The organism is Dermacoccus barathri (assembly GCF_015070805.1).
Taxonomy (GTDB): domain Bacteria; phylum Actinomycetota; class Actinomycetes; order Actinomycetales; family Dermatophilaceae; genus Dermacoccus; species Dermacoccus abyssi.
In genome coordinates this window covers 62,809-84,222 of the sequence record NZ_JADCTK010000006.1, presented here as the reverse complement: position 1 = coordinate 84,222, position 21,414 = coordinate 62,809, and the positions used below count along the sequence as shown (strand labels likewise).

Below are 21,414 nucleotides of genomic sequence, written 5' to 3'. Positions count from 1 at the left end.
GGAAGGCCCGCCGGCAACGGCGGGCCTTCGTCATGTCTAGTGTCGCGAGGCGACTCAGCGGGTGCGCGAGACCTCGTCGAGGACGGCAAGGATCTCGTCGGGGACGACGAGTTGGCCCGCACGCAGGAGCACGCGCATCTGCGCTGGTGTTCGCGCACCGACCATGAGGGCGTCGAGTCCCTCCTGCCGCAACTGCCAGGCGAGGGCCAGTTCGCTCGGGTGCACGCCCAGCCCCTCGGCGGCGGTGGCGAGCGACTCGACGACGGAACGCGCCGAGGCACCGAAGTGACGGGGCTGGAGCGGGACGACACCGGCGGCCCTGCGCGAGTCCGCCGGGGTTCCGTGGCGGTACTTGCCGGTCAGGGCCCCACCCGCGAGAGCGCTTCCGCCGAGCACACCGTGGCCCCGAGTCCGAGCTGCCTCGACCACGTCGGTGTCCGCCGAACGCTCGAGCAGGCTGTACTCGGTGGCGTGCGCCGCGAGACGGATGCGCCGCGTGGCCAGTTCGTGACTGAGATCCACTGCGCGCCAGACCGGTACATCGCCGACACCGACGTAGGTGGCGCGCCCTGAGGTCAACGACCACTCCATCGTCTCGGCCACCTCGGCGCTCGGCGTCACACCGTCGAAGCCGTCGACCAGCCACAGGTCGAGGTGCTCAGTGCCGAGGCGGGCCAGCGACGCGTCGAGGCCCGCCATGAGCGCCCGACGCGACGTGTCGCCGCTACTACCGGGCACCGGCACACTGTGCGAGCCGCGCCCGGAACGTCCGATGAGAAACACTTCGTCACGCGCATGGCGGCCGCCGACGATCTCACCGAGAAGTTCCTCGGCCACGCCGCCGTCCGTGTCACCGACCTCGAGGGTGAAGCCACCGGCGTCACGGTAGGTGTCGACGACCTCGGCGCCCCGTTCGGCGTCGACGCTGCCGCCCCACCCGGAGACACCGAGGACGACACGACTCACCCGGGCGCCGCTCGCGCCGAGGGTCGCGACGTCCACGTGCGGTCGGTCGTCGTGCAGGTGCGTCAGTGAGCTCACAGCCATCCTGTTCTCTTGAAGGTGCGCCACAGGAGCACACACGCGGTGACGAGGACGGCGAGCACGACGTAGTAGCCGTAGTAGAACTCGCTGCCGCCGACATTCACCGATGCTTCCAGCTCCGGCATCGAGTGGAAGTTCATGCCGTAGATGCCCGCCAACATCGTCGGGACGGACGCGATCGCGACCCAGGCCGAGATCTTGCGCATGTCGTCATTCTGGCGAACCGAGACCTGCGCGAGGTGGGCCGACAGGACATCCGACAGGAGCCGGTCGTAGGTCTCGATGTGCTCGTGGACGATGAGGAGGTGATCCTGGATGTCACGGAAGAAGGGCGAGAACTCGTCGGGCACGAAGCGTGCCGCGAGCAACCGCCGAGCGGGCTCGATGAGGGGCTGCACGGCCCAGCGCGCTTCGAGCAGTTCGCGCTTGAGCGCGTAGATCTCACCGACGTCCGTCGTCAGGCCGGGGGTGAACACGCGGTGCTCGATGGCGACGACGTCGTCACTCAACTCCTCGTCGATGGTGCGGTAGCGGTCGACCACCGCGTCCATGACGCTGTAGAGCACAGCCATCGGCCCCTTCTCGAGCATCGTGGGGTCGTGTTCGAGCGCAGATCGCACCTGCTCGAGGGGCGCGGGTTCACCCCGTCGCACCGTGACGACGAAGTGGGGGCCGACGAACGCCATGAGTTCACCGGTTTCGACGTCGGAACTCTCGTCGATGTAGCGCAGGGTGCGCATGACGACGAACGCCATGTGGCCGTAGATCTCGAACTTGGGTCGTTGGCCACCCTTGAGGGCATCCTCGACAGCGAGGGGGTGCAGCTCGAGTTCACGGGCGAAGTGTTCGAACTCGTCGGCCGTCGGATCCTTCAGGCCGATCCACAGGAAGCTGGACTCGTCGTCCCCTCGGGCCTGGAGTTCAGCGAGTTCGTCGCTGATGTCACCACAGGGCAGGCGTTCGCCCCGGCGGTAGACAGCCTGGTCGATGATCACGGGCTCATTGTCCTCGACCATCCGGCCCGGCGCTGTCATTAGGCTGGCGGCGTGGCGACCCTCATCCTGCTCCGACACGGACGTACGACGGCCAACGCTTCAGGTGTTCTGGCCGGCTGGACGCCCGAAACCCACCTCGACGACACCGGCCGAACGCAAGCCTCCGCCATCGCCGAGTCGATCTCCGCGGCAACGACTCCCGTACGCCTCGTGACGTCGCCGCTCGTGCGCTGTCGCGAGACGGCAGCCCCGCTCGCGGAGCGCACCGGCTTGGTGCCCGAGGAACACGACGGCATCGGCGAGTGCCACTACGGAGCGTGGACGGGGCGCCCACTCGTCGAGTTGGCGAAGGAACCGCTGTGGAAGGACGTCCAGGAGGCCCCCTCCGGCGTCACCTTTCCGCCCAGCGACGCGTTCGAGCACGAGTCGATGCGCGACATGCAGCGTAGGGCCGTCGAGACCGTCCGCGGGATCGACGCCGGGGTCGAGCAGGCCCACGGCGCGAGTGCCACGTGGGTTGCCGTGAGCCACGGTGACGTCATCAAGGCGGTGCTCGCCGACGCTCTGGGCACACCGCTCGACGACTTCCAGCGGATCGTCGCCTCGCCCGCCTCGGTCAGCATCGTGCGCTACACGTCGGCACGGCCGTTCGTCCTCCTCATGAACCACACCCACGGCGGGCTGCTTGACGTGCTCACCCACCAGGCGACGAGCGGCTCGGACGCCACCGTCGGCGGATCGAGGGGCGTCACGGACACCGCGTCTGGACAGCGCAATTAGGCTGGAGCCATGCCAGTGCTCGAGTTCGTTCATCCTCAGCGCTTCGTCGCCGGTACGGTCGGCGAGCCGGGGGCCCGTGAGTTCTACCTCCAGGTGCGCGACCCGCGCCGCGTCGAGGGCGTCGCCATCGAGAAGCAGCAGGTGGAACTCCTCGCCGAGCGTGTTGCCGAACTGCTCGACGAGGTGGGAGCCGACCGGGACGTTCCTGCTGCGCCGCAGGACAACGACCCCCTCGAGCTGCCTGTCGACCCGATCTTCCGGGTCGGCAGTATGAGCGCCGCGTGGAATCCGACGACGCAGTTGCTGAGCATCGAGTGCCACGACCTCGAGCACGAGGTGGGCGCCAGTGACGAGACCGACGGCGAGCAGACGACTCTGCGCGTCGTCATGACCCCCAGCGTGGCGCGCGAGTTCTCCCGCCGCTCGATCGCCCTCGTCGCGCAGGGCCGACGTCCGTGCCCGCTGTGCAACGAGCCGCTCGATCCCAGCGGTCATGTCTGCCCTCGAGCCAACGGGTACCGACGCCGTTGAGCGAACCCAAGGAATCGGGAGGTTCGCTCCCTGAGCACGCTCGGTGGACGCTCGAAGGGCGACTCGTCGAGGCGTCCAACGTCGTCCTCCGCATGGCCGACGTGAGTTCACTCGCCGAGGTGCCGGACGACCCGAGCGAGCTCCCGGACGACGCAGCCCGCGCCGTGTTCAAGCCCGTGGCGGGCGAGCGTCCGCTGGCCGACTTCCCCCGAGGCACCCTCGCGCACCGGGAGGTTGCGGCGTCCCTCGTGTGCGCCGCGCTCGGCTGGGATCACGTTCCCGAGACCCGGTGGTTCGAAGACGACCTGGGCGAAGGCTCACTACAGCGATGGGTGGGTCCCCTCGTGCCGACGGAGCAGGCGCACGTCGCACTGCTCGACGAGCAGGAGTTCATCTCCCAGCAGGGGTCGGTCCACCCGATCGCCGCGTTCGAGGGTGAGGACGGACCACTCGTCCTCGTCCACGCCGACACGCCCGCCCTGCGGCGAATCGCCGTGTTCGACACTGTGACGAACAACGCAGACCGCAAGGGCTCCCACCTCATCGAGACACCCGAGGCACTGTTCGCCATCGACAACGGCCTCACCTTCCACACCGACGACAAGCTGCGCACCGTCCTGTGGGGCTTCGCCGGTGACCCACTGGAGGAGCCGATCGAGGCGGCGCTTCGCCGCCTTGTCGCGGCGCGAGGGGAACTCACACAGGAGCTGGCCTCGCTCCTCGCACCGGCCGAGATCGAGGCGCTGCACGCGCGCACCGACGCGCTGCTCGAAGCAGGCACCTTCCCGGACCCACCCGAGGAGCGCTACGGCCTGCCCTGGCCGCCGCTGTGAGCGCGTTAGGCTGGGCGGCGTGAAATCGTGGTCCGCGCCCTCCCTGCCCGCCGTCTCGACCACCGCAGGAGCGGACACGCCGTTCGCCCTCTTCGACACGGCCGCCGGGAAACCCCTTCCGATCGAGCCCGCCGAAGCAGCCGGCATGTACGTCTGCGGCATCACTCCGTACGACGCGACGCACCTCGGTCACGCGGCCACCTACGTCACCTTCGACCTGGCCCACCGCGTCATGCGGGACATGGGCATGAAGGTGACCTACGTCCAGAACGTCACTGATGTCGACGACCCACTGCTCGAACGTGCCGCCCGTGACGGTGTCGACTGGCGCGACCTCGCCACGAGCGAGATCGAGCTCTTCCACGGCGACATGGAAGCCCTTGCCGTTCTGCCGCCGCAGCACTACATCGGCGTCGTCGAGTCCATGGGCTCACACGCGGCCAACGTGACGAAGCTCGTCGAGTCCGGCGCGGCCTATGCCTCGCCGGTGCCCGAGGGTGAGGACGTCGCCGACGGCGCGGCGGACATCTACCTCGACCTCGCGCAGCAGCCGACGTTCGGCGACCTTTCGCACTGGAGTCGCGAGCAGATGCTCGACGTCTACGCCGACCGTGGCGGCGACCCCGAGCGGCCCGGTAAGCGCGACGCGCTCGACCCGCTCCTGTGGCGCGCGGAGCGCGCGGGGGAGCCCGCCTGGAACGGCGGTTCGGTCATCGGACGCGGTCGCCCCGGATGGCACATCGAGTGCACCTCGATCGCGCTCGAGCACCTCGGTACCGGTTTCACTCTCCAGGGCGGCGGCACCGACCTCGTCTTCCCGCACCACGAGATGAGCGCGGTCCAGGCCGTCGCGCTCACCGGGCAGGTGCCCTTCGCCCGCCACTACGCCCACCAGGGCATGGTCGGGTACGAGGGCGAGAAGATGAGCAAGAGCAAGGGCAACCTCGTCAAGGTCTCCGTGTTGCGCCGTGAGGGCGTCGACCCGATGGCCATTCGTCTCGTCATGCTCGCGCAGCACTACCGCAGCGACTGGGAGTACATCGACGCCATGCTCGAGGCGGCCAAGGAGCGACTGGCACGCTGGCGTGCCGCCACGTCGAACGATCGCGGCGACGCCGAGCTCGTCGTGGCCGCCGTGCGCCGGGCCCTGCGCAACGACCTCGACACCGCATCGGCGCTCGCCGCCGTGGACGCTTGGTGTGAGACCGCGGAGAACGAGGCCATCGGTTCCGGTGGACAGGTCCGCGAAGCGGTCGAGGCCCTGCTCGGCGTCCGCCTCTGAGTCACACTCCGCCTCTCGCGAGGATCGGCCCGTCCCCACGTGGGGGCGGGCCTGTCCTTGTTCGTGCGCTCAGAGCTGGTCGTCGTCGCGGCGGCGGAGGAACTGCTCGAACTCCTGCGCGATGACGTCTCCCGACGCCTCGGGCAGTTCGGTGACGTCGACGGTGTTCTCGAGCGTGTCGACGTAGGACGCCATCTCACCGTCCTCCGCCACGAGGTCGCTCACACCCCGTTCCCACGCGCGCGCCTGCTCCTCGAGATCGGCCAGGGGGAGCGGCGTCTCGAGAAGGCGTTCCAGCGCGCTGACGACGGTCAGGGAGACCTTCGGCTGGGGCCCACCGAGCGCGTATCGAGGAACGGTCACCCACATCGAGAGCGTCTCGTACGCAGTGCGACCGAGAGCATCGACGAGCACCCCGACGATGCCCGTCGGTCCGATGTAGGTGGGTGTCCGTGCGTCGTGGGCCGCCCGGGTCACCGGCTGAGGGGACGTGAAGGCGACGGGGAACGGACGCGTGTGGGCCACTTCGCCGTCGAGCACGCCGCACTGGACCACGCGACGGGGGTTCACGTCGTCGAGCATCGTGAGCAGTTCGTCGAGGAACGCCTTCCAGCGGAACGACGGTTCGATGCCCTTGACGAGCAGCACATCGCCCACCCCGGCCATCACCGCGTGGTGGACCTCGGTCGTGCGCCAGATGATGCGACGCTCGCCGTCGACGACGTCGACGCGCGGCTGGTTGACCTGGAAGTCGTAGTAGTCCTGAGGATCGATGTCGGCCCACAGCCGAGCCTTCGTGTGGGTGACGAGGTGGTCGACGGCGTCCAGGGCCGCACCGGACACGTCGTTCCACCCCTGGAACGCGACGATGACGGTGGGCGCGGTCTCGGTGACGAGTTCGAAGTGACGACGCACTGCGGGCACCCCTTCGGGTCGAAAGATCGGCAAGCGTTCCAGTATGCGGCCACGAGGCTGCGCGCACCAAGGCCGGTACCTCGCTCCCGCTTAGCATGTGGCGTTCAGACCATCTTCGGTGAAGGGACGTCACGTGAGCAGCCGCTCCAAGACAACGACCGACCAGGACGAGTTCGTCACGACCAGCACGGATCGCACGGACGAACTCAGGCGCCTCCTGAGCGATCGCCTCCTCATCATGGACGGCGCCATGGGAACGATGATCCAGCGCGCCGGCCTCACCGAAGCCGACTACCGCGGCGAGCGGTTCGCCGACTACCCGAGCGACCTGCGGGGCAACAACGACCTGCTCTCGCTCACCGCGCCCGACGTCATCGAGGGTATCCACCGCGAATACCTCGAAGCCGGGGCCGACATCGTCGAGACGAACACCTTCAATGCCCAGCGCATCTCGCTCGCCGACTACGACATGAGCGACCTCGCCTACGAGCTCAATGTCGCCTCGGCGAAACTCGCGCGCAACGCCGCCGATGCCGTCGCCACCGACGAGCGTCCCCGCTTCGTGGCCGGGGCCATCGGCCCGACGAACCGCACCGCGTCCATCTCGCCGGACGTCAACGACCCGGGCAAGCGCAACATCTCCTTCGACGAGCTCGTCTCGGCCTACCTCGAGCAGGCCGAAGGCCTGGCCGACGGGGGCGTCGACATCATGCTCGTCGAGACGATCTTCGACACCCTCAACGCCAAGGCAGCTCTGTTCGCACTCGACGTCCTGTTCGAGCAGCGCGGCCGCCGTTGGCCGATCGTCATCTCGGGCACGATCACCGACGCCTCGGGACGTACGCTGTCGGGCCAGACGAGCGAGGCGTTCTGGAACTCGGTGCGCCACAGCAAGCCGCTGGCCGTCGGCCTCAACTGTGCACTCGGCGCGGACGAGATGCGACCGTACGTCGCCGAGATCTCCCGCATCGCAGACTGTTTCGTTTCCTGCTACCCGAACGCGGGGTTGCCGAACGCCTTCGGTGAGTACGACGAGACGCCCGACGCGATGGCGGGGGTCGTCACGACGTTCGCCACCGACCGACTCGTCAACATCGTCGGTGGATGCTGCGGCACGACCCCGGACCACATCGCGGCCATCGCGGAAAAGATCGAGAAGCTGCCGCCACGCCCGGTGCCCGAGATCGGTTCTGCTCTAAGGCTTTCCGGCCTCGAGCCCTTCACCGTCGACGACGCCTCGCTCTTCGTCAACGTCGGTGAGCGCACGAACATCACCGGTTCGGCTCGATTCCGCAAGCTCATCAAGGACGGCGATTACCCCACCGCCTTGTCTGTGGCTCGTCAGCAGGTCGAGAACGGCGCTCAGATCATCGACGTCAACATGGACGAGGGGATGATCGACGGCGTCGAGGCGATGGACCGCTTCTGCAAGCTCATCGCGTCCGAACCCGACATCAGCCGTGTCCCGGTCATGGTCGACTCCTCGAAGTGGGGCGTCATCGAAACCGGGCTCAAGTGCATCCAGGGCAAGTCGATCGTCAACTCCATCTCGATGAAGGAGGGCGTCGAGCCTTTCGTCGAGCAGGCGCGACTCGTCAAGCGCTACGGCGCTGCGGCCGTCGTCATGGCCTTCGACGAGGACGGCCAGGCGGACACCCTCGAGCGGCGCAAGGACATCTGCCGACGCGCCTACGACATCCTCACCGGGCCGGAGGTGGGCCTGCCGGCCGAGGACATCATCTTCGACCCCAACATCTTCGCCATCGGTACGGGTATCGAGGAGCACGCCAACTACGGCGTGGACTTCATCGAGGCCACGCGCTGGATCAAACAGAACCTGCCGGGTGCCCTCGTCTCCGGCGGCGTCTCCAACGTCTCGTTCAGCTTCCGCGGCAACAACCCCGTGCGCGAGGCCATCCACGCGGTCTTCCTCTTCCACGCCGTCGCCGCGGGCATGGACATGGGCATCGTCAACGCGGGCGCCCTCGTCGTGTACGACGAGATCGACCCCGAACTGCGCGAACTCGTCGAGGACGTCGTGCTCAACCGTCGTGCCGACGCCACGGAGCGTCTCCTCGAGGCCGCCGAGCGGTTCAACACCGGCGACGCCGTCGCCGAGACGAAGTCCGAGAAGTGGCGCGGGGAGCCGGTGCGCGCACGCATCACGCACGCGCTCGTCAAGGGCATCGACGACTTCATCGAGGACGACACCGAGGAGATGCGCGCCGAGCTCGAGGCCGAGGGCAAGCGCCCGCTCGAGGTGATCGAGGGCCCGCTCATGGACGGCATGGGCGTCGTCGGCGACCTCTTCGGCGCCGGCAAGATGTTCCTGCCCCAGGTCGTGAAGTCGGCCCGCGTCATGAAGAAGGCCGTCGCATACCTCATCCCCTTCATCGAGGCGGAGAAGGTGAAGAGCGGCACGACGGGCAAGCAGACGAACGGCACGGTCGTGCTCGCGACGGTCAAGGGGGACGTCCACGACATCGGCAAGAACATCGTCGGCGTGGTGTTGCAGTGCAACAACTACGAGGTCATCGACCTCGGCGTCATGGTGGCCGGGCAGAAGATCCTCGACGCTGCCCGTGAGCACGAGGCCGACATCATCGGCCTGTCGGGCCTCATCACGCCCTCGCTCGAGGAGATGGTGAACGTCGCGGGGGAGATGCAGCGACAGGGCTTCGCCCTGCCCCTGCTCGTCGGGGGCGCCACGACGTCGCGCGCACACACCGCCGTCAAGATCGATCAGCGCTACGACCAGCCCGTCGTGTGGGTCAAGGACGCCTCGCGCTCCGTACCGGTCGTTGCCGCGCTCCTGTCGAAGGGCGCCCGTCGCGAGGCGCTCCTCGCGGACGTGACGGCCGACTACGACTCCCTGCGTGCGCGCCACGCGGCCAAGCGTGACGACCGCCCGCTGCTCACCCTCGATGCGGCTCGGGAGAACCGCCCGATGCTCGACCTCGGTGCTGTGCCCGCCGCGCCGACACTCGCCGCGGACGGTGCTCCGGTGACACGCACGTTCGCCGACTACCCCGTGAGCGAGCTGCGCGAGTACATCGACTGGCAGCCTTTCTTCGCCGCGTGGGAGATGAAGGGTCGCTTCCCGGACATTCTGAGCAACCCCGCCCAGGGTGAGGCAGCACGCAAGCTCTACGACGATGCGCAGGAGATGCTCGACCGCGTCGAGGCCGAGGGCTGGCTCCACCCGGCCGCTGTCATCGGCTTCTGGCCCGCCGCGGGCGACGGCGACGACACCGTCCTGTTTACGGACGCCGAGCGTTCCGACGAGCGTGCTCGTTTGCATCACCTGCGCCAGCAGGGCCAGCACCGCGAGGGCGTGCCGAACCGTTCCCTGGCCGACTTCGTCGCGCCGCAGGGCTCCGGCGTGGACGACTGGGTCGGCGCCTTCGCCGTGACCGCCGGTACTGAGCTTCCCGCTCGGATCGCCGCGTTCAAGGAGGAACTCGACGACTACTCCGCGATCCTGCTCGAAGCCCTGGCCGACCGATTGGCCGAGGCGCTCGCCGAGCGCATGCACGAGCGCGTTCGCACCGAGTTCTGGGGTCACGAGGCAGGGGAGAACCTCTCCAATGAGGACCTCATCGCGGAGCGCTACACCGGCATTCGTCCCGCGCCCGGGTACCCGGCGTGCCCCGAGCACACGGAGAAGGACACCCTCTTCGAGTTGCTCGACGTCACGCGTGAGATCGGTGTCGAACTCACCGAGTCGCGTGCGATGTGGCCGGGAGCGTCGGTGTCTGGGTGGTACTTCGCCCACCCCGAATCGCGCTACTTCGTCGTCGGACGGATCGGGCGCGATCAGGTGGAGGACTACGCTGGGCGAAAGGGCTGGTCGGTGAAGGACGCGGAGCGTCATCTCGCCCCCAACCTCAGCTACGACCCGGAAGACTGACCGTGAACCCGACGCCCCACCTCACGCGCCTCGAGCAGCGTGTCACGCACGCCCCGACGAGGCCTCACGGCGTGCTGTGGGACATGGACGGAACACTCATCGACACCGAGCCGTACTGGATGGAGGCCGAGAACGACCTCATCGAGTCGCACGGCGGCACGTGGAGCGACGCCCAGGCGTTCCAACTGGTCGGCAACGCGCTCATCGTCTCGGGGCGCATCATCAAGAAACAGACCGGCATTCCCCTCACGCCGGAGGAGATCGTCGACGCCCTGCTCGAACGTGTCGTCGTCAAGCTGCGTGAGCACGTGCCGTGGCGACCGGGGGCCCGCGAGCTCCTGCTCGCGGCGCGCGACGCGGGTCTACCGTGCGCCCTCGTCACGATGTCGTACGAGTCGTTCGCCCGGGTCCTCGTCGATTCCCTGCCTGCGGGGACGTTCGAAGTCGTCGTCACCGGCGACATGGTCGAACACGGCAAGCCGCACCCGGAGCCGTACCTGCGGGCCGCACACGACCTCGCGCTCGCGCCCGAGCAGTGCGTCGCGATCGAGGACTCCGCCACCGGCGTGCGCTCCGCCGTCGCGGCCGGGGTGCCGACGCTCGCCGTGCCGCACCTCGTCGAGATCCCGCAGCTCGACGGCCTCGTCGTCGTCCCCGACCTCGCCGCCGTCAGCCTCGACGACCTGCCGCGTCTGGCGGAGCAAGCTCGCGCGACGGGCTGACGCTCGAGCCGGCCCGGCAGGCCGTGGCACAGGCGAAAGTGACCGAAAAGCGCAGATGGGTACGCCGTTCGCGAATGTGGACGTAGATCGCAGATGGGGCGGAGACAAGAGTCGGTGAGGGGCGGAGTCGAGTTGCTTCACCCCCCACCGTTGCGAACCCGTCAGTCCTGGGGCGTGGGGGTTGCCAAGGCGTGGGCGGTGTCGGGTTCGACGTAGACGCTGCGTCCGAGCTCGACGAACGTCTTCGACATCTGCTGCATGCCCTCACGGGCCTCGCTCTCGCTGACGACGCGCTGCTGGGCGCCGGCGTCACCGAAGCGGTGGCGCACGTCCTGGCTGATGCGCATCGAGCAGAACTTCGGCCCGCACATCGAGCAGAAGTGTGCCGTCTTCGCCGCCTCGGCGGGCAGCGATTCGTCGTGGAACTCGCGCGCGGTGTCGGGGTCGAGCGACAGGTTGAACTGGTCGTTCCAACGGAACTCGAAGCGCGCCTTGCTCAACGCGTCATCCCACGCCCGCGCGCCGGGGTGGCGCTTCGCGACGTCGGCGGCGTGCGCCGCGAGCTTGTACGTGATGACGCCGGTCTTGACGTCATCACGGTTCGGCAGCCCGAGGTGCTCCTTCGGCGTGACGTAGCACAGCATCGCGGTGCCACCCATCGCGATCGTCGTCGCGCCGATTGCGGAGGTGATGTGGTCGTAGCCGGGTGCGACGTCGGTGACGAGCGGGCCGAGCGTGTAGAACGGCGCGCCGTCACACCACTCCTGCTGCAGGCGCACGTTCTCCTCGACGAGGTCGAGCGGCACGTGCCCGGGGCCCTCGACCATGACCTGAACGTCGAACTGCCATGCCCGCTTCGTCAGCTCGGCGAGGGTGCGCAGCTCGGAAAGCTGCGCCTCGTCGTTGGCGTCGGCGGTGCAGCCGGGGCGCAGTCCGTCACCGAGGGAGAAAGCGACGTCGTAGCGGGCGAAGATCTCGCACAGCTCGTCGAAGTGGGTGTAGAGGAAGTTCTCCTCGTGGTGCGCGAGACACCAGCCGGCCATGATCGAGCCGCCGCGGCTGACGATGCCCGTGATGCGCTCGGCCGTCATCGGCACGTAGCGCAGCAGCACGCCGGCGTGGATCGTCATGTAGTCGACGCCCTGCTCGCACTGCTCGATGACGGTGTCGCGGAAGATCTCCCACGTCAGCTTGTCGGCCTCACCGTTGACCTTCTCGAGGGCCTGGTAGATCGGCACGGTGCCGATCGGGACGGGGGAGTTGCGGATGATCCACTCGCGCGTCGTGTGGATGTCGTCACCGGTCGACAGGTCCATGACGGTGTCGGCGCCCCACGTCGTCGCCCACGTCAGCTTGTCGACCTCCTCGGCGATCGACGACGTCACGGCCGAGTTTCCGATGTTCGCGTTGACCTTGACGAGGAAGCGACGCCCGATGATCATCGGCTCGCTCTCCGGGTGGTTGACGTTGGCGGGGATGATCGCGCGTCCGGCGGCGACCTCGTCGCGCACGAGTTCGACGGCGCAGTTCTCGCGCGCCGCGACGAATCGCATCTCGGGGGTGATCAATCCCTTGCGGGCGTAGTGCATCTGGGTGACGACGGCACCGTCCTTGGAGCGCAGCGGTGCGCGACGTTCGCCGCGCCACTCGTGGCTCGCCTCACCGCGTCGGACGGCTGAGCGGCCGTCGTCGAGCAGGGTGCGCTCTCGGCCGGCGTACGTCTCGACGTCGTCGCGCTCGGCGATCCACTCGGCGCGCAGCGGCGGCAGCCCGACCTCGGGGTCACTGCCCGGGCCGGAGGTGTCGTACAGCTCGACGGGAGCGTTGGCCGCGCCGGTGCCGGGGGAGTTGTCGAGGATGACCTCGGTGTAGGGCACGCGCAGGCCGTCCGCGTCGCGGTACCGCTTGCGGCGAGCGTCCGTTCCGTCAGCGGGGGTGGTTGCGCGCGTCTGAACGGGGGCCGACGCCGGCGACGTGGCTGCTCGGTCGGTGGTGGCCGCGAGGTCGCGGGAGTTGAACGTCGTCATGATGGTGCCTCCTTCGGATCGGACGAAGGCACGGCAAGACCCCACGCAGCAGGCGTCGACGAACGTCGGGACCGAAGGGAGGATGAGCGACCATGAGGTCTCCTTGGCTGCCTGCGCCGGCATGATCCGGGTCAGGTCGGGTAGCGGTCGGAGCAGTATCAGCTCCCTCTCAGCCCTGTTCTCAGGACTCCCACGAAGGACGCTTCCGACTATGGCACATCTCCGCAGACGAACGTGACGAAGGGGTCCGTCAGGTTCGTGACGAACCTGACGGACCCCTCCGGTCACGACTCGTGCTCAGCGGCGCAACATCTCTTCCATCGTCGGCACCGCGACGAACGGATCACGCGCCCGATTTCGCGTCTCGGCAAGCGTACGAACCGATTTCGACGATGTTCTCGGCGCTTCCCCATCCTTGGACACGCGCGCGTCAGAACCGCCGTTCACCACCACGTCTGCTCCGCCGAGCATGCGCTCTAGCTGCTGCGTCAACTCATCGGCAGCCTCGCTCGCACGCGCTTCCAGGCCTCGCCCGGCCCAGTCGTCGGGCGCGGCGTAGACGGCCGTCGGCATGACGAGCGCCTTCATGTACGCGAACAGCGGTCGCAAGGCGGTGTCCGTCACCAGTGAGTGTCGGGCGGAACCGCCCGTCGCGCCGACGATGACGGGCACGCCGCTCAGCACGCCGCCTGCAGTCGCGTCCCAGAACGACTTGAACAAGCCCGTGAAGCTCGCCTTGTACGTCGGCGTCACCGCGACCATGGCGTCGGCCGCGCCCAGCACCTCGTAGGCGTCCGCGAGCGCCGGGGGCGCGAACCCCGTCAACGACGCCGTCGTGATGTCGTGCGCCAGCGCCCGCAGGTCGATCCGCTCGACGACGACCTCGCTGCCCTGCTTCCGCGCACTCTCGACAACCGCGTCGCTCAGCAGCTGGGCGAGACGATGCGTCGACGATTCCTCACTCAGCCCGCCGCTGATCACGGCGAGGCGTGCCGTCCAGTTCGTCATCGTGTCTCCTCGTCTCGTTGTTCTGAGTTTGGGCCGAACGTGGCCGCCGGCGTCGCCCGCCCGCCCGGTTAGCCGAGTTGTCGGCGAACCGGGCTGATGCTCAACGGTCTTCGGCGCGCGTTCCCGTCACATCGTCGGTCATCGGAGCGCGCGGCACACCTGCCTCGACGCGGCCCATCTGCCCGGCGTCAGCCGAGGGCGTGTCGGTCGCCTGGGCAGCGCGCGCAGCCAGCAGGCTGGCATGCGTCGGGGCGTCCGGCACACCGGCGGCGCGGCGCTTGGCGAACTCCTCGCGCAGCACCGGGACGACCTTCGTGCCGAGCAGCTCGATCTGGTTGAGCACCTCCTGGTGGGGGATGCCACCGTGGTCGACGAGGAACAGCTGGCGCTGGTAGTCGCCGATGTACTCGCGGAAGCCGAGCGTGCGCTCGATGACCTCGTCGGGCGTACCCACCGTCAGCGGCGTCTGCGTCGTGAAGTCCTCGAGGGAGGCGGCGCCGCCGTAGACCGGGGCGTTGTTGAAGTACGGACGGTAGGTCTCCATCGCCTTCGACTTCGAGTCGGCCATGAACACCTGACCACCCAGACCGACGATGGCGTCCCCCGCGCGACCGTGACCGTAGTGCTCGAAGCGCTCACGGTAGAAGCGCACCATTTGAGCCGCGTGCTCCGGCGGCCAGAAGATGTGGTTGTGGAAGAAGCCGTCACCGTAGTAGGCGGCCTGCTCGGCGATCTCGGGGCTGCGGATCGAACCGTGCCAGACGAACGGCGCGACGCCGTCCATCGGACGCGGGGTCGAGGTGAAGCCCTGCAGCGGCGTGCGGAACTTGCCCTCCCACGTCACGTTCTCCTCGCTCCACAGCTTGCGCAGCAGGGCGTAGTTCTCGATGGCCAGCGGGATGCCCTCACGGATGTCCTTGCCGAACCAGGGGTAGACCGGTCCGGTGTTGCCGCGTCCGAGCATGAGGTCGACGCGCCCGTCGGCGAGGTGCTGCGCGTAGGCGTAGTCCTCGGCGATGTGCACCGGGTCCGTCGTCGTGATGAGCGTCGTCGCCGTCGACAGGATGATTTTTTTCGTCACCGCGGCGAGGTTGCCCATGAGGACGGGCGGGCTGGCGGGGGCGACGAAGGGCGGGTTGTGGTGCTGACCGGTGGCGAAGACGTCGAGACCGACCTCGTCGGCGACCTTGGCCATCTCGACGGTGTTCTTGATGCGCTGGTGCTCGCTGATCGTGCGACCCGTCGTCGGGTCCGTCGTGACGTCACCGACCGTGAAGATTCCGAACTGCATGACCCCTCGGGGAAGTAGTTGAAATTGAAACTATCTGTTGAACCGTAACCCTTGGCCGGGTATTCCACGAGGGTGTGTGAAGGGGATCACGAGCACGGCGAAGGGGTCGCGCGGCTCAAGCACTGACGTCGAACTGCGTGCCGCGCCCGGTCATCTTCGGCCCGAACCACTCGGGGTCAGCGAGGAAGCGGCCACCGAACCGGGGGTGGACCTGCGGCCAGAACACGTCGAGCCGGCCGTCGCGTGAATCGAGCGCCACGAGGTGGGTACACGCGAACTGCTCGGGTGCCGTGACGGAGACGAGCCAGACCCCGCCGCCCTCGCGCGTCAGCGTGTCCACGTCGAGACCGGAGACGATCTCGCCCGGGACGCCGTGGGCTGCCGCCACCCCGACGAGGGCGCGGTGGCGCCATCCGAGCGCGTCGTCGTAGCCATCGGCCGCGAGCGCCGCGCGCAACACCTCGTTGAGGTTGACGTCCACGTCGGCTTGGGTGAGGACGTGATGGTGTGCTTCGACACCGCAACCGACGGTGCGCCAGGCCTCCCAGTCCGCACCTTGAACCTGATCAGGTTCAGTCACCGTCGACATCCCCCAGGTCGGCGCTCGCGTGCGGGTCGAGGGCGAGCACGCCGGCATTGTCGGGCAGCGGCGGGGGAGTGCCGCCCCAGGCGGGACACAGCGCCTTGTGGTCGCACCAGCCGCAGAGGAACGACTTGCGTGGACGCCAGTCACCCGTCTGCGCGGCGCGCTCGATGGCCCGCCACAGAGCCGTGATTTTGCGCTCGAGAGCCCGCAGGTCGTCCTCGTCGGGCTGGTAGCGCACGAATTGGCTGTTGCCGAGGTAGACGAGCTGGAGCATGAGCGGCATGACGCCTCGAGTTCGCCAGATGACGAGCGCGTAGAACTTCATCTGGAACAGGGCCTTGCCCTCGAAGAGCTCCGACGGTGAGCGCCCCGTCTTGTAGTCGACGACGCGGATTTGCCCGCCGGGTGCTACGTCGAGCCGGTCGATGTACCCACGCAGGGTGAGGCCGTCGAGGTCGGCTTCGACGTAGAGCTCGCGTTCGGCGGGTTCGAGGTGCTGCGGGTTCTCCAGGTCGAACCACTTCTCGACGAGCTTCTCGGCGTCGCGCAACCACGTCGCGAGGTCGTGGGGCGTGCCGCCCGCGAGTTCGGCGAGTTCGGGTTCGTCGACGAGCATGTCCTCCCACGCGTGCGGGACGAGGGAGAGCGCGTGCTCGAGTGTGCGCTGCGGCGCCTCGACGTCGAAGATGCGCTCGAGCACCGAATGGACGAGCGTGCCGCGCGCCGCGGCCGGGCTCGGCGGCTCGGGTAGCTTGTCGATGACGCGGAAGCGGTAGCGCAGCGGGCACTGCATGAAATCGGACGCTCGTGAGGGGGACAGCGCGGCGACCATTCGGCGAGCCTATCGCGCGTAACTCACACCGCCCGAGCGACGCCGAGCCACGCCGCTTAGGCTTTCCTCATGCCGTCGACGTCCCCGGGTCTCAAGATCGCCACGCTGCGCGGCGTGCCCGTCTACATCGGCCGATCCTGGCCGATCATCGCCCTCGTCATCGTCGCGCTCTTCGGCCCGCAGGTCGCCCGACTGCACCCCGAATGGGGAGCCAGCGCCTACCTGCTCGCGGCCGCGTACGCCGTGCTCCTGCTCGTCAGCGTGCTCGCGCACGAGGCTGCTCACGCCGTCGTCGGCCAGGCGTGTGGTTACCGCGTCAACCGCATCGTCGCCGACCTGTGGGGCGGCCACACGGCCTACGACTCACCCGACGCGACACCCGGGCACTCGGCGCTCGTCGCCGTCGTCGGGCCCTTGACGAACCTCGTCCTCGCCGGCGCCGGATGGTTCGCCCTCACCCAGTCGAGCGGTGACGGCGCGGGCCATCTGCTGCTGCTCGCGTTCACCTTCAGCAACGGCTTCGTCGGGTTGTTCAACCTCCTGCCCGGGCTGCCTCTCGACGGCGGGTTCATCGTCGACGCCCTCGTGTGGAAGGTCACCGGTAGCCGGGCCAAGGGCATGAAGGCCGCGGGCTGGTGCGGCCGAATCGTCGCTGTCGCCGTCGTGCTCTGGGCCCTCGTGCCGGTGCTTCGCGGCGAGGGCTCGACGTGGAACCTCATGTGGTTCGCGCTCATCGCCATGTTCCTGTGGCGAGGTGCCAGCACCGCCGTCACCGTGGGCACGAACCGGGAATTCCTCTCCGGCATCCGAGTGGCCCAGGTGATGCGCCCCGCAGTGTCAGCCGCCGCCGACACGCCCGTCTCGGCGCTCCCCGAGGGGCCGGACCCCGTCGTCCTGCTCGGAGCGTCCAACGAACCCGTCGCCGTCGTCCCGCCCGGCGCTCACGTGCGGGTTCCGCTGGAACAGCGTGACCGGGTGCCGGCCAGTGCGATCGCCGAAGCCATCGTTTCCGGCGCCACCGCCATCGTCGCCGACACCCAGGCTGACATCACCGCCGTCCTGCCGGGATTCGAGGGCGACACGACGCCGCAACTCGTCGTCGTCACGCAGCCCGCGCCGGCCGCCGCGCCGCCGCACGGCGAGCAGGTCATCGGCGTCGTCCTGCTCAGCGATCTCGAGCGCGCCCTGCAGGCGCACGCGGGAGCGCAAGGCCGCGACCTGCGTACCACCTAAACTTCTCCGCATGACCGACGCCGATCGCCCGTCCGACCTTCCCGCCGCCCCCACGGGAGCCGAGTACCGCCGCGGCCCGTTCCGCGAGGGTGAGCGCATCCAACTCACCGACCCCAAGGGACGCATGCACACGATCACGCTGACGCCGGGCAAGCAGTTCCACACCCACCGCGGCTTCGTGCGCCACGACGACCTCATCGGCTCGCCCGACGGCGTCACCATCACGAACACCGCCGGCGTCGAGTACCTCGCCCTGCGTCCGCTGCTGTCCGACTACGTCATGTCGATGCCGCGCGGCGCCGCCGTCGTCTACCCCAAGGACGCCGGCCAGATCGTCACGATGGCCGATGTCTTCCCCGGCGCTCGCGTCGTCGAGGCCGGTGTCGGTTCGGGCGCCCTGTCGATGTCGCTGCTGCGTTCGGTCGGCGAGCACGGCCGTGTCTACTCGTTCGAGCGTCGCGAGGACTTCGCCGCCATCGCCGCCGGCAACGCGCGCGAGTTCTTCGGCACCGACCACCCGGCGTGGAGCATCACGATCGGTGACCTCGTCGACATGCTCCCGCAGAGCGTGGAGGCCGGCACGATCGACCGCGTCGTGCTCGACATGCTCGCGCCGTGGGAGTGCCTCGAGGTGGCCTACGACGCGCTCGCCCCCGGCGGCGTCCTCATCTGTTACGTGGCCACGGCGACCCAGTTGTCGCGCGTCGCGGAGGCCACCCGCGAGCACGGTGGCTTCACCGAACCGCAGGCATGGGAGAGCCTCGTGCGCGGCTGGCACCTCGAAGGTCTCGCGGTGCGCCCCGAACACCGCATGCACGCCCACACCGGCTTCCTCATCTCCACGCGCCGTCTCGCGGACGGCGTCGAGGCCCCGCTGCGCAAGCGTCGCCCGGCCAAGGGTGCCTACGGCGAGGACTCCACCGAAGGCGGAGCCACGGACAACGGCAACCCGCCGCAGACGCCGGACGACGCGTGGACCCCGGACGCCGTCGGCGAGCGCCCCGTCTCCGACAAGAAGATGCGCAAGCTCGTGCGCTCCTTCGAGAACACCCCGACCGCGCAGGCGCTCGCAGCCGAGTTGGGCGCGTCCATCGACGACGAGCCGCGCGACGAGGCCGACGCGACGGACGGCGTCGCCACCGATCAGGACTGACGCGTCCCCGCCGAGGTTCGTCGGCGGACCACCGCGAACCCCCGGTGCCGCACGTCGGCGCCGGGGGTTCGCTCTACCCGGCGAGCCCTGCTCGATAGGGTGGGCGAAAAGGCGCGCTCGACGCGCCACCCCGGCTTCGAAGGAGGACGAGCGGCGATGAGCGTCCCGCAGTTCGACCCGAGCGACACGTCCAAGCCCACCGACGCCGACGTGCGTCAGTTGCGCTCCAACCTGTCGACCATCTCTGCGCAGAACGAGCGCCTCGTGCGCACGCTCAAGGACGCCCGCGAGCAGATCTCCTCGATGAAGAGCGAGATCGACCGGCTCGCGCAGCCGCCGAACAACTACGCGACGGTCATCGCCGCCCACGACGACGGCAGCGCCGACATCTTCTACATGGGCCGCAAGATGCTCGTCTCGTACTCGCCGACCCTCACGGCCGCGGATCTTCGCCCCGGCCAGGAGGTCATGGTCAACGAGGCCATGAACATCGTGAAGATGCTCGGTTTCGAGAAGGCCGGCGAGATCGTCACGCTCAAGGAGACGCTCGAAGACGGCCGTCTGCTCATCGCCACGTCGAACGACGAGGAGCGCGTCGTGCGTACCGCCGGGCCGCTGGCCGAGCTCACGGTGCGCCCGGGCGATGCCCTCCTGTTCGAGCCGAAGAGCGGTTTCGTGCTCGAGCGCGTGACGAAGGCCGAGGTCGCCGACCTGGCGCTCGAAGAGGTGCCGGACATCGACTACACCGACATCGGTGGCCTTGCGGGACAGATTGAGACCATTCGCGACTCCGTCGAACTGCCGTTCCTGCACTCCGACCTCTACACCGAACACCACCTGCGCCCGCCCAAGGGCGTCCTGCTCTACGGCCCGCCCGGTTGCGGCAAGACCCTCATCGCGAAGGCCGTGGCGGCGTCGCTGGCCAAGCAGGTGGCGCAGCGCCAGGGCACGAGCGACCAGGCGAGCTACTTCCTCAACATCAAGGGCCCGGAGCTGCTCAACAAGTACGTCGGCGAGACCGAGCGTCACATCCGCGTGCTGTTCCAGCGCGCCCGCGAGGTGGCGAGCTCGGGTACTCCGGTCGTCGTCTTCTTCGACGAGATGGAGTCGCTGTTCCGCATCCGCGGCGCAGGCGTGAGTTCCGACGTCGAGACGACGATCGTGCCGCAGTTGCTCGCGGAGATCGACGGCGTGGAGAGCTTGGAGAACGTCATCGTCATCGGTGCGAGCAACCGTGAGGACATGATCGACCCGGCCATCCTGCGCCCGGGCCGTCTCGACGTGAAGATCCGCATCGAGCGTCCCGACGCCGATGCGGGCCGTGACATCTTCGGCAAGTACCTCACGTCGGCGCTGCCGTTCCACGAGAGCGAAATCGCCAAGCACGACGGTGACGCCGACGCGACGGCCGAGGCGCTCATCGACGCCGCGGTGGGGGAGTTGTACGCCCGCGACGACGCCCACGCCTATCTCGAGGCCACGTACGCCGACGGCAGCCGTGAGACGCTCTACTTCGCGGACTTCGCCAGCGGCGCGATGATCCAGAACATCGTCGACCGCGCGAAGAAGTTCGCCATCAAGGCGCTCATCACGAACGGCGAGCGCGGCATCACGCGCGAGTTCGTCCTCGCCGCGTGCCACGACGAGTTCCGAGAGAACGAGGACCTGCCGGGCACGAGCAACCCCGACGACTGGGCGCGCATCTCCGGCCGTCGCGGCGAGCGGATCGTCGACATCCGCACCCTCGCCGACAAGAACTGACCGGCGCGTTCCCGAAACGCAGTGAACCTCCCCGACCGTCCGTGGTCGGGGAGGTTCGTTGTTGTTGTCGAGTGGGTCAGGCGTGGGCGCGGCGACGCTCGAGGAAAGCAACGAGGGCACGCCAGCCGAGCATGAAGAAGCCGTTGAAGACGAGCGAGACGATGACGAACGAGATCGCGGTGCCCTGGTCGCTGAGCTGACGCAGCAGCATGCCGACGACGATCGTCGAGAGCCACACGACGACGCCGCCCGTCAGGGCCTTGCCCGCGAGCAACGAACGTCGGGCGACGAGCACGATGACCCACCCCACGCAGGCGCCCACGAGGAAAGGCCATGCTGTCGTCAGTACGCCCTCGAGCGCACCCGTTTCGCCGTGGTTGCGTCGGCCGGTGGCCGCGAAGACGAGAACGATGACGAGGTCGAGAACCGGAGCGAGGGCGGCAGGCATGGCCTCACGCTATCGCGACCGCTCGTGCCGCCTTCGGCCTGTCCGAGCGTGAGCTGAGCCTCG

At 68.6% G+C, this 21,414-nt stretch carries 18 protein-coding genes; 9 read left to right on the top strand and 9 right to left on the bottom strand.

Annotation, left to right across the window (positions count from 1 at the left end; genetic code table 11):
- Nucleotides 1-54: 54 nt before the first annotated feature.
- Both IM689_RS11930 and IM689_RS11925 read right to left on the bottom strand, forming a co-directional pair.
- Complete coding sequence (locus IM689_RS11930; protein ID WP_193644158.1) at nucleotides 55-1,041, bottom strand: aldo/keto reductase; 987 nt, start codon at nucleotides 1,039-1,041, stop codon at nucleotides 55-57.
- A complete protein-coding gene (locus tag IM689_RS11925) occupies nucleotides 1,038-2,039 on the bottom strand; it encodes a magnesium and cobalt transport protein CorA (RefSeq protein WP_047312901.1) in 1,002 nt (333 codons plus the stop codon). Before IM689_RS11925 ends, IM689_RS11930 begins: the two co-directional genes overlap by 4 nt.
- 51 nt (nucleotides 2,040-2,090) lie before the next feature.
- Here IM689_RS11925 and IM689_RS11920 point away from each other — a divergent pair, with 51 nt between their 5' ends.
- From IM689_RS11920 to mshC, 4 genes are read left to right on the top strand one after another with little or no spacing between them, the layout of a single operon-like run.
- Nucleotides 2,091-2,819 (top strand): MSMEG_4193 family putative phosphomutase, encoded by a 729-nt coding sequence (locus tag IM689_RS11920; protein WP_193644157.1) that lies wholly within the window; start codon nucleotides 2,091-2,093, stop codon nucleotides 2,817-2,819.
- A 9-nt stretch (nucleotides 2,820-2,828) separates the two neighbouring features.
- The gene (locus IM689_RS11915) at nucleotides 2,829-3,350 is read left to right on the top strand and encodes a DUF3090 domain-containing protein (RefSeq protein ID WP_118912377.1); all 522 of its coding nucleotides are present in this window, start codon (nucleotides 2,829-2,831) and stop codon (nucleotides 3,348-3,350) included.
- The gene (locus IM689_RS11910; RefSeq protein WP_193644156.1) at nucleotides 3,347-4,183 is read left to right on the top strand and encodes an SCO1664 family protein; all 837 of its coding nucleotides are present in this window, start codon (nucleotides 3,347-3,349) and stop codon (nucleotides 4,181-4,183) included. Before IM689_RS11915 ends, IM689_RS11910 begins: the two co-directional genes overlap by 4 nt.
- A gap of 19 nt (nucleotides 4,184-4,202) precedes the next feature.
- Nucleotides 4,203-5,465 carry a cysteine--1-D-myo-inosityl 2-amino-2-deoxy-alpha-D-glucopyranoside ligase gene (mshC, locus tag IM689_RS11905; protein ID WP_193644155.1) on the top strand — a complete coding sequence of 421 codons (1,263 nt, stop codon included), beginning with the start codon at nucleotides 4,203-4,205 and terminating at the stop codon, nucleotides 5,463-5,465.
- Nucleotides 5,466-5,534: 69 nt separating this feature from the next.
- Here mshC and IM689_RS11900 read toward each other — a convergent pair whose 3' ends face one another.
- Nucleotides 5,535-6,413: a PAC2 family protein gene (locus IM689_RS11900; RefSeq protein ID WP_227484792.1), complete on the bottom strand. Its 879-nt coding sequence runs from the start codon at nucleotides 6,411-6,413 to the stop codon at nucleotides 5,535-5,537.
- Nucleotides 6,414-6,513: 100 nt separating this feature from the next.
- On the opposite strand from IM689_RS11900, the gene metH reads away from it, so the two are divergent.
- Both metH and IM689_RS11890 read left to right on the top strand, forming a co-directional pair.
- Nucleotides 6,514-10,290, top strand: a complete 3,777-nt coding sequence (gene metH, locus IM689_RS11895; RefSeq protein ID WP_193644154.1) for a methionine synthase — start codon at nucleotides 6,514-6,516, stop codon at nucleotides 10,288-10,290.
- Nucleotides 10,291-10,292: 2 nt separating this feature from the next.
- Entirely contained in the window at nucleotides 10,293-11,012 is a 720-nt protein-coding gene (locus tag IM689_RS11890) for an HAD family hydrolase (RefSeq protein ID WP_319803876.1), read from the top strand.
- Between the two features lie 161 nt (nucleotides 11,013-11,173).
- Here the strand turns inward: IM689_RS11890 and thiC are convergent, their stop codons facing one another.
- The 5 genes from thiC to IM689_RS11865 all read right to left on the bottom strand — a co-directional run bounded on the left by thiC (nucleotide 11,174) and on the right by IM689_RS11865 (nucleotide 16,756).
- Complete coding sequence (gene thiC, locus IM689_RS11885; protein ID WP_193644153.1) at nucleotides 11,174-13,039, bottom strand: phosphomethylpyrimidine synthase ThiC; 1,866 nt, start codon at nucleotides 13,037-13,039, stop codon at nucleotides 11,174-11,176.
- Between the two features lie 297 nt (nucleotides 13,040-13,336).
- The gene (locus IM689_RS11880; protein WP_193644152.1) at nucleotides 13,337-14,047 is read right to left on the bottom strand and encodes a CE1759 family FMN reductase; all 711 of its coding nucleotides are present in this window, start codon (nucleotides 14,045-14,047) and stop codon (nucleotides 13,337-13,339) included.
- 100 nt (nucleotides 14,048-14,147) lie between these two features.
- On the bottom strand, nucleotides 14,148-15,338 hold the full coding sequence (locus IM689_RS11875; protein WP_193644151.1) for a CE1758 family FMN-dependent luciferase-like monooxygenase: 1,191 nt from the start codon (nucleotides 15,336-15,338) through the stop codon (nucleotides 14,148-14,150).
- 115 nt (nucleotides 15,339-15,453) lie between these two features.
- A complete protein-coding gene (locus IM689_RS11870; RefSeq protein ID WP_193644150.1) occupies nucleotides 15,454-15,918 on the bottom strand; it encodes a hypothetical protein in 465 nt (154 codons plus the stop codon).
- Complete coding sequence (locus tag IM689_RS11865) at nucleotides 15,911-16,756, bottom strand: RecB family exonuclease (protein WP_193644149.1); 846 nt, start codon at nucleotides 16,754-16,756, stop codon at nucleotides 15,911-15,913. Before IM689_RS11865 ends, IM689_RS11870 begins: the two co-directional genes overlap by 8 nt.
- Nucleotides 16,757-16,825: 69 nt before the next feature.
- Here IM689_RS11865 and IM689_RS11860 point away from each other — a divergent pair, with 69 nt between their 5' ends.
- The 3 genes from IM689_RS11860 to arc all read left to right on the top strand — a co-directional run bounded on the left by IM689_RS11860 (nucleotide 16,826) and on the right by arc (nucleotide 20,903).
- Nucleotides 16,826-17,989, top strand: coding sequence for a site-2 protease family protein (locus tag IM689_RS11860; RefSeq protein WP_193644148.1), 1,164 nt, complete (start codon nucleotides 16,826-16,828; stop codon nucleotides 17,987-17,989).
- 10 nt (nucleotides 17,990-17,999) lie between these two features.
- Nucleotides 18,000-19,142 (top strand): tRNA (adenine-N1)-methyltransferase, encoded by a 1,143-nt coding sequence (locus IM689_RS11855; RefSeq protein ID WP_193644147.1) that lies wholly within the window; start codon nucleotides 18,000-18,002, stop codon nucleotides 19,140-19,142.
- A gap of 156 nt (nucleotides 19,143-19,298) precedes the next feature.
- Nucleotides 19,299-20,903, top strand: coding sequence for a proteasome ATPase (gene arc, locus IM689_RS11850; protein WP_193644146.1), 1,605 nt, complete (start codon nucleotides 19,299-19,301; stop codon nucleotides 20,901-20,903).
- A gap of 76 nt (nucleotides 20,904-20,979) precedes the next feature.
- On the opposite strand, the gene IM689_RS11845 is transcribed toward arc, so the two are convergent.
- Nucleotides 20,980-21,351: a DUF3054 domain-containing protein gene (locus IM689_RS11845; protein ID WP_193644145.1), complete on the bottom strand. Its 372-nt coding sequence runs from the start codon at nucleotides 21,349-21,351 to the stop codon at nucleotides 20,980-20,982.
- Nucleotides 21,352-21,414 lie beyond the last annotated feature (63 nt).

What these genes read in the sequence shown, in the direction of transcription:
- IM689_RS11915 (WP_118912377.1), top strand. Translation starts at nt 2,829, where the DNA reads ATGCCAGTGCTCGAGTTCGTTCATCCTCAGCGCTTCGTCGCCGGTACG.
- IM689_RS11845 (WP_193644145.1), bottom strand. Translation starts at nt 21,351, where the DNA reads ATGCCTGCCGCCCTCGCTCCGGTTCTCGACCTCGTCATCGTTCTCGTC.
- thiC (WP_193644153.1), bottom strand. Translation starts at nt 13,039, where the DNA reads ATGACGACGTTCAACTCCCGCGACCTCGCGGCCACCACCGACCGAGCA.
- IM689_RS11860 (WP_193644148.1), top strand. Translation starts at nt 16,826, where the DNA reads ATGCCGTCGACGTCCCCGGGTCTCAAGATCGCCACGCTGCGCGGCGTG.
- IM689_RS11855 (WP_193644147.1), top strand. Translation starts at nt 18,000, where the DNA reads ATGACCGACGCCGATCGCCCGTCCGACCTTCCCGCCGCCCCCACGGGA.
- IM689_RS11865 (WP_193644149.1), bottom strand. Translation starts at nt 16,756, where the DNA reads ATGGTCGCCGCGCTGTCCCCCTCACGAGCGTCCGATTTCATGCAGTGC.
- arc (WP_193644146.1), top strand. Translation starts at nt 19,299, where the DNA reads ATGAGCGTCCCGCAGTTCGACCCGAGCGACACGTCCAAGCCCACCGAC.
- IM689_RS11880 (WP_193644152.1), bottom strand. Translation starts at nt 14,047, where the DNA reads ATGACGAACTGGACGGCACGCCTCGCCGTGATCAGCGGCGGGCTGAGT.
- IM689_RS11875 (WP_193644151.1), bottom strand. Translation starts at nt 15,338, where the DNA reads ATGCAGTTCGGAATCTTCACGGTCGGTGACGTCACGACGGACCCGACG.